Source organism: uncultured Anaerococcus sp. (assembly GCF_937934665.1).
Classification (GTDB): Bacteria; Bacillota; Clostridia; order Tissierellales; family Peptoniphilaceae; genus Anaerococcus.
This window is the reverse complement of record NZ_CALGYW010000012.1, coordinates 1-7,238: the sequence shown is the minus strand read 5'-3', so window position 1 is coordinate 7,238 and position 7,238 is coordinate 1. Positions and strand designations below refer to the sequence as shown.

General features: G+C 36.0%; 8 protein-coding genes. All 8 read left to right on the top strand.

The features are described 5' to 3' along the window. Positions 1–877 (top strand): ABC transporter ATP-binding protein (locus Q0410_RS00630; protein WP_299031666.1); only part of this gene is annotated, 877 nt, incomplete at its 5' end. Further along, positions 867–1,841 carry an ABC transporter ATP-binding protein gene (locus tag Q0410_RS00625; protein WP_299031663.1) on the top strand — a complete coding sequence of 325 codons (975 nt, stop codon included), beginning with the start codon at positions 867–869 and terminating at the stop codon, positions 1,839–1,841. The genes Q0410_RS00630 and Q0410_RS00625, both read left to right, overlap by 11 nt. Before the next feature lie 9 nt (positions 1,842–1,850). Next, positions 1,851–3,521, top strand: coding sequence for a peptide ABC transporter substrate-binding protein (locus Q0410_RS00620; protein ID WP_299031660.1), 1,671 nt, complete (start codon positions 1,851–1,853; stop codon positions 3,519–3,521). Positions 3,522–3,706: 185 nt separating this feature from the next. Continuing rightward, positions 3,707–4,096, top strand: coding sequence for a NusG domain II-containing protein (locus tag Q0410_RS00615; RefSeq protein ID WP_299031656.1), 390 nt, complete (start codon positions 3,707–3,709; stop codon positions 4,094–4,096). Beyond that, a complete protein-coding gene (locus tag Q0410_RS00610) occupies positions 4,096–4,614 on the top strand; it encodes a Gx transporter family protein (protein ID WP_299031654.1) in 519 nt (172 codons plus the stop codon). Before Q0410_RS00615 ends, Q0410_RS00610 begins: the two co-directional genes overlap by 1 nt. Beyond that, positions 4,615–5,295, top strand: coding sequence for a DNA repair protein RadC (radC, locus tag Q0410_RS00605; RefSeq protein ID WP_299031651.1), 681 nt, complete (start codon positions 4,615–4,617; stop codon positions 5,293–5,295). 9 nt (positions 5,296–5,304) lie between these two features. Continuing rightward, positions 5,305–6,315 (top strand): rod shape-determining protein, encoded by a 1,011-nt coding sequence (locus tag Q0410_RS00600; protein ID WP_299031648.1) that lies wholly within the window; start codon positions 5,305–5,307, stop codon positions 6,313–6,315. A 6-nt stretch (positions 6,316–6,321) separates the two neighbouring features. Beyond that, complete coding sequence (mreC, locus tag Q0410_RS00595) at positions 6,322–7,224, top strand: rod shape-determining protein MreC (protein WP_299031645.1); 903 nt, start codon at positions 6,322–6,324, stop codon at positions 7,222–7,224. Positions 7,225–7,238: the final 14 nt, after the last annotated feature.

Sequence of the window (7,238 nt, the reverse complement as noted above, 5' to 3'; positions counted from 1 at the left end):
GGGCATAGTTGGAGAAAGTGGTTCGGGCAAATCTGTAGAATCATATTCAATAATGGGTCTCCTGCAGAGTCCAGGAAAAATCAAGGATGGGAAAATCTTATTTAAGGGTGAAAATATTCTTGATTATGATAAAAAACAAATGAAAAACTTTAGGGGCCAGTCATGTTCCATGATTTTCCAAAATCCGATGACCTGTCTGAATCCAGTTTATACTATAGGAAACCAGCTAATGGAAGCAGTTTTGGTTCATAAAGAGATTTCAAAAAAGGAAGCCTACGAAAAAGCTATCAACATGCTTAAATTGGTTGGTATTTCAAATCCTGAAAGGCGAATGAAACAATATCCTCACGAACTTTCAGGTGGTATGCGCCAGAGAGTTATGATTGGGATGGGACTTATTTGTCAGCCAGATGTCCTAATTGCCGATGAGCCAACGACAGCCCTTGATGTAACCATACAAGCTCAAATCCTTGAACTTATCAAAGAAATTCAAGAAAAAAACAAGATGAGCGTAATCTTAATAACCCACAACTTAGGTGTTGTAGCCCAAATTTGTGATACAGTTTGTGTAATGTATGCAGGCAAAATTGTCGAAAAGGGAAGTGTGGAGGATATATTCTATAATCCCCAACATCCATACACAAAGGGCCTATTAAAATCAATGCCTAAGATAGATTCAAATGAAAATGAAAGGTTGCAAAGTATTGAAGGTACACCGGTGGATATGCTAAATCCACCAGAAGGTTGCGGTTTTTCTACCAGGTGTAGTCAGTGCATGAATATATGCCTAAGAAAGGAACCGCCAGTAGTAAATATATCTGATGGCCACCAATCAAAATGCTTCTTACATATAAAGGAGTTAGCCAATGGAAGATAGAAAATTAATAGAAATAAATAATCTTGTAAAACATTTTGATGTAGAAACTTCATTTACCGGCAAGGCTAAAGTCCAAGCTGTAGATGATGTAACGCTTTATATCAAAAAGGGAGAAACCCTAGGCCTTGTTGGTGAATCAGGTTGTGGAAAAACGACCTTAGGAAGGACTATATTAAGGCTTCACGAACCGACAAGCGGCCAAATAATATATGATGGGGAAACTATATTTGATAGCGAAAAAAATATCAAAAAAGATATGTATCCTTACAGGAGAAAAATGCAGATAATTTTTCAAGACCCATCAGCCTCTCTAGATCCTAGGATGACTGTCAGGGAAATAATTGGCGAAGCGCTGGATATACACAATCTACACAAAGATGATAGAGATATTAGAATAAAAGAATTAATGATAAAAGTTGGACTTAACGAAGAACATTCAAATAGATATCCACATGAGTTTTCTGGAGGTCAACAACAAAGAATAGGGATTGCAAGAGCACTGGCAGTCGAACCAGAATTTATAGTGTGCGACGAACCTATTTCTGCCTTGGATGTATCAATTCAGGCACAAATTGTCAATATGATAGACGATATGCAAGAAGAACTTGGTCTAACATACTTATTTATTGCTCACGACTTGTCAGTCGTTAAGCATATATCTGATAGGATAGGGGTAATGTATTTGGGAAAATTGGTTGAACTTGTAGATGCTAATAGGCTTTATGAAAACCCCCTACATCCATATACAAAATCCCTACTATCAGCAATACCGGTTCCAGATCCAAACTTAACTAGGAATAAGTCAAGGATTAAACTTGAAGGAGAGATACCATCTCCAATCAATCCGCCATCTGGATGCCGTTTCCACGAAAGATGTCAATATGCAAGTGAAATATGTAGTAAAGTTGAGCCACAATTAGAAGAAATCGAAAAAGGGCACTTTGTTAGTTGCCACAATATTTAGGAGGAAAAAATGTTAAAAAAATCTAAATCATATGTATTAGCATTGGTATTTGCTCTGCTATTATCAGCATGTGGTGGAGGAAATGAAAAGGGAGAAAACGCTCAAACTGAAGGTGAAAATCAAAATGCAGAAGTAGCTGAATTTGAAGCGGGAAGGGAAGATGGAGTATATGATATCAATATAGCATCAGAGCCAGAATCTATAGATCCACAACTAAACACTTCTGTAGACGGAGCCATCATGGTCTCTCACTTATTTGAATCTCTAATTAGATGGGATGACGATGGTGAAGGAAACGCTGTACTTAAACCAGGTATAGCAGAATCTTGGGATGTAAGCGAAGATGGACTAAAATGGACCTTCCATCTAAGAGATGCTAAATGGTCTGATGGCAATCCAATTACTGCAAATGATTTTGTTTATTCATGGAATAGACTAGTAGATCCAAAAACAGGTGCAGACTATGAATACATGGTAGACATGATCAAGGGATACGAAGATAAAAAATTAGACATAGAAGCTGTTGATGACAAGACATTTGTAGTAAACTTAAGTGTAAAATGTCCTTATTTTGAAGAAATTTGTGCCTTCCCAGCCCTTATGCCAGTAAGAGAAGATGCAGTTAAGGATGAAACTTGGACAAATAGCCCAGAGACCCTAATATGTAGTGGACCTTATAAATTAGAAAACTGGTCACACAACCAAGAAATTGCTATGGTTAAAAACCCAGAATACTATGACCAAGAATCTGTGAAGGCAGAAAATTTAGTCTTCCACTTACAAGATGACCAAAATGCTATTTACTCATCTTACAGGTCTGGAGACCTTGACTTTATAGATTCTGTTCCACAAGAAGAAGTACAAAAACTTCTAGATACAAAGGAACTAAAAGTATTACCACAAGTAGGAACATATTACGTATGCTTTAACACAGAAAAAGCTCCATTTGATGATCCTAAGGTAAGAAAAGCTTTCTCATTAACAATAGACAGAGACTTTATAGTAAAACAAGTAACTGGTCAAGGTCAAGAAGCAGCAACTGGCTATGTACCTTCAGGTGTATATGATGCTGATGGTTCTGAAGGAGACGACTTCAGAACAGTTGGTGGAGATTATTATTCTGTAGAAGTTGATGAATATGAAAAGAATGTAGAAGAAGCTAAGAAATTGATGGAAGAAGCAGGATTCCCTAACGGAGAAGGCTTCCCACAAGTTGAATACCTATATAATACAGATGAAAACCACAAGGCCATAGCTGAAGCCCTTCAAAATATGTGGCAAGAAAAACTTGGTGTCCAAGTAACCCTACAAAACCAAGACTGGAATGTATTCTTAGAAGAAAGAAAACAAGGCAACTTTAGTGTAGCAAGAAATGGTTGGGTAGCAGATTACAACGACCCAATGACCTTTATCGATATGTGGATGACTGGCGGCGGCAATAACGATGCCCAATACAGCAACCAAGAATTCGATAATCTAGTAAAAGCTGCTAAATCAACCTCAGATCCAAAAGAAAGAATGGAAAACATGCACAAGGCTGAAGACCTTCTAGTGGATGATGATGTTGTTGTAGCACCACTCTATTTCTACAATAGTTCTTATATGCAAAAACCAAATATAGATGGTCTATATTACACACCACTCGGATACTTCTTCTTTAAGGGAGTAAGTGGCTTCTAATAAAGAAAATAAACTCATGTTTGGAATATATATCCTTCCTATTGACAAGGTCAGTAGGGAGGATTTTTTTATTACATATTTACGTCTAAACCATGGGTTAAGACTTTTTTTATTGACCAAAAACCATATAATATATCCATGATTAAATTATAAAATAAATAGATAGAAATATTAGAGGTAAATATATGAAGATAAGAAAAGGAGATATAATTGTCATAGTTGGGCTAATTTTTTTAAGTTTTGGCCTAAACTTTGCAGTTACAAAGATGGCTACAGGTTATAAGGGAGATATGCTTGTAGTCGAGCAAGATGGGAAGGTAATAAAAAAACTTCCTATGGATGAGGATACAGAATATAAGGTAGATTACGGTGGTCATTATAATATAATTGTGATTAAGGATGGAAAGGCTTACATGAAGGAAGCCGACTGTCAAGATCAAATTTGTACCAATATGCATCCTATAGAAAAGGAAGGTCAAACTATTATTTGCCTACCCCATAGGTTGTTTTTGGAAATGGAAAGCCACGGAGATAAAAAAGATAATAAAGATACTATAGATAAGGTGGTTCAATAATGGGGAAAAATACAAGAGATCTAACTAACATAGCCCTTTTGGTGGCCCTTGCTTTAATAATTTCACTTATAGAGCTACAAATACCAGTGCCAGTTCCTATACCAGGTGCAAAACTTGGACTTTCAAATATAATAATATTAGTAAGTCTTTATTTTTATGGCTTCAAGACAAGTCTTACAATTGCACTATTAAAAAGCTTTATGCTAGTTTTGATAACTGGAGCTGTGACTTCATTTTTCTACTCAGCAGCAGGAGCTATTCTTTCATCAATAGCCATGGCCATAGCTTTAAGATACCACAACCGCTTATTTTCCTTTATAGGGGTAAGTGAAATAGGTGCCTTTGCCCACAACTTAGGTCAGATTATAGTTTCAACTATTATCATGGAAAATATAAAGATGTTTACTTATTTTCCTGCCCTAGTTTTGGTTGGTACCTTCAGTGGATTTTTTGTAGGACTATCTTCTAACTTTATAATAAAGCATATGAAAAAAATAAGAGTCGGGGAAAATGTTTAGATGAAACAAACAATTAAGGACATGAAGCTTATAGATAGGCCTAGAGAAAAGCTTATAAAATTAGGGCACGATAGCCTAAGTGAAAAGGAGCTTCTTGCTATCATAATATCTACAGGCACAGATAAGAAAAACGCCATAGAACTAGCTGATGAAATACTTACTAGCTTTAGTGATGAGGCCCTCCTTGAAATAGAGGTAGAAGAGCTTATTAAAATAAACGGAATCAAAGAAGCTAAGGCTTCTAAGATTGTAGCCAGCCTCCAACTAGGTAGGAGGATTAAAGAAAATATTCTAAGTAGAGAAAAATATCAGATTAGCTCAAACGAAGATGCTTATGAGTACATCAAGGATACCATAAGTCTAAAAGATAGGGAATATTTTTATACAATCTTACTTAATAACAAAAACGAAGTGATTTCAAAAGAACTTGTCTCAATTGGCGACTTATCTTCTTCCATAGTTAATCCTAGGGAGGTTTTTAAGCCTGCTATAAAAAAATCAGCCAAGTCTATGATCCTAGCCCATAACCACCCTTCGGGTAATCCAAGTCCTTCAAAGGCAGATTTACTTATTACCCATAGGCTTATAGACGCTGGAGAGATTCTTGATATTAATGTCCTTGACCATCTGATAATTGGCCACGGAACTTATGTTAGTTTAAAAAAAGATAATTATATATAGGAGTTTAGGATGAAATTTCAAATGGTTGCTAAAGACTTTGCCATAGACCTTGGCACTAGCAATATTTTAGTATATAAAAAAGGCGAGGGGCTTATCATAAATGAGCCATCAAGCCTAGTTTTGGATGAAAATTACACCAAGGTTGTAGCTGTAGGCCAACAGGCCAAGGATATGCTAGGCAAAACCCACGAGGATATTCAAGTGATAAAGCCTATTAAAAACGGTGTTATAACTGACTTTAACCTTACAGAAGCCATGCTCAATTACTTTTTTGCTAAGGTAAACCTAGGCTTTAGCCTTATCCAACCAAGGGTTGTGATAGTAGTTCCATCAGGAATTACAGACATACAAAAAAGAGCAGTAGAAGATGCGGCCCTTCATGCAGGAAGTAGAGATATAATCCTTGTTGATGAATCTCTTGCCGCAGCTTATGGGATGAATTTATCACCAGATGAACCAAGGGGGATTTTGATGATAAATATGGGCGCTGGTACCAGCCAGGTTGCTGTAATATCTCTTAATGGCATAGTAGTATCTGCTACTATAAATAAGGGTGGAGACTATCTTGATGAAAAAATTGTAGATTTTTTTAGGGAAGAGAAAGGCCTTGAAATAGGTAAAAATACAGCTGAAGAAGTGAAAAACAACCTTGCATCCCTTAAGATAAAAGATGGTAGCAATGAAATGAAAGTAAACGGTAGAGACCTAGCTGATGCAAGACCAAAGACTGTAAAGGTCATGTCTAATGAGCTTGTAACTTCTATCCTACCTTTTGCTGATGAGGTTTGTGAAATGGTCCTAGAAGCACTAGAGAAAACACCACCAGAGATATCTTCTGATATAAAGAGAAATGGCTTTGCCCTTTCAGGATCTCTTTCAAAGCTTAAGGGACTAGCAGAATATATAGAAAAGAAAATCGGTCTAAAATCTTTTCATTCAGAAGACCCAGCAACAGATGCTATCTTAGGAGCAGGTCAGATTTTAGAAAATCCTGAAAAATTTTTAAAGTATCGTAAGTAGGTAGCTATGGCATATAAGAGAGTAAAAAAAGATAAAAAACCATTTATATTTACAGCAGTAGGCCTAAGTCTTTTGATACTAATATCAAGTCAGACTGAAGCCTTGTCAAAAACAGGATCTAATATAACAAACACAATATTAAAACCTATAGAAAGGGTAACCTATTCCATCTCATCTGCAATGATTGAGCAGATAGAAAGAACAATAGGATCAAAGGAGACTCGCAAGCAAGTTTTAAAACTTGAAGCAGATAATAGGTCGCTTGTCTTAGAAAATGCAAGGCTATTAACAACCATCAATAGAGAAAATTTCTTAAAAGAAGAGGCTGAAGCTACTAAGGGTAGTGAAAATGTTTATATAAAGGCCAAACTAATAAATACAGATGTTAACTCAATGACAAGTCACTTTACTATAGATAAGGGTGAAGTTGATGGGATTGAGAAAAACGACATAATCCTTCAAGCTGTAGGAGATAGCAAGTTTTATACAGGTCTTGTAGGTAAGGTTACAGAAGTTTATAAGACTACTGCCAGAGTTGAGACAATAAATTCAAATGAAAATGATGTATCTTTTGTGAATGCAAACTCTGGTGACTATGGAGTTATTGATATTTTTAATAAAAATACCATCCAAGGTTATATGATAGACTTAGAAAGTAAGATAAATGAGAAAGATATCTTGTTAACAAGTGGTCTCGGCGGTATCTACCCTTATGGAATCTACATAGGTAGAGTATCAACAGTAACAATGAGTGAAGATTCCCTTAGAAAGAATATAACCATTAATTCTCCAGTAGATTTTTCTCACTTGTATAGGGTGTTGGTTTTAAAGCACGATTCAACCTATGCACCAGATCAAAGGCCTGTTAGTAAGGAAAAAAAGCAAAAGGAGGGGGAGATATATGAATAAATTTAAGAGTTTTT

What these genes read in the sequence shown, in the direction of transcription:
- Q0410_RS00625 (WP_299031663.1), top strand. Translation starts at nt 867, where the DNA reads ATGGAAGATAGAAAATTAATAGAAATAAATAATCTTGTAAAACATTTT.
- Q0410_RS00620 (WP_299031660.1), top strand. Translation starts at nt 1,851, where the DNA reads ATGTTAAAAAAATCTAAATCATATGTATTAGCATTGGTATTTGCTCTG.
- Q0410_RS00615 (WP_299031656.1), top strand. Translation starts at nt 3,707, where the DNA reads ATGAAGATAAGAAAAGGAGATATAATTGTCATAGTTGGGCTAATTTTT.
- Q0410_RS00610 (WP_299031654.1), top strand. Translation starts at nt 4,096, where the DNA reads ATGGGGAAAAATACAAGAGATCTAACTAACATAGCCCTTTTGGTGGCC.
- radC (WP_299031651.1), top strand. Translation starts at nt 4,615, where the DNA reads ATGAAACAAACAATTAAGGACATGAAGCTTATAGATAGGCCTAGAGAA.
- Q0410_RS00600 (WP_299031648.1), top strand. Translation starts at nt 5,305, where the DNA reads ATGAAATTTCAAATGGTTGCTAAAGACTTTGCCATAGACCTTGGCACT.
- mreC (WP_299031645.1), top strand. Translation starts at nt 6,322, where the DNA reads ATGGCATATAAGAGAGTAAAAAAAGATAAAAAACCATTTATATTTACA.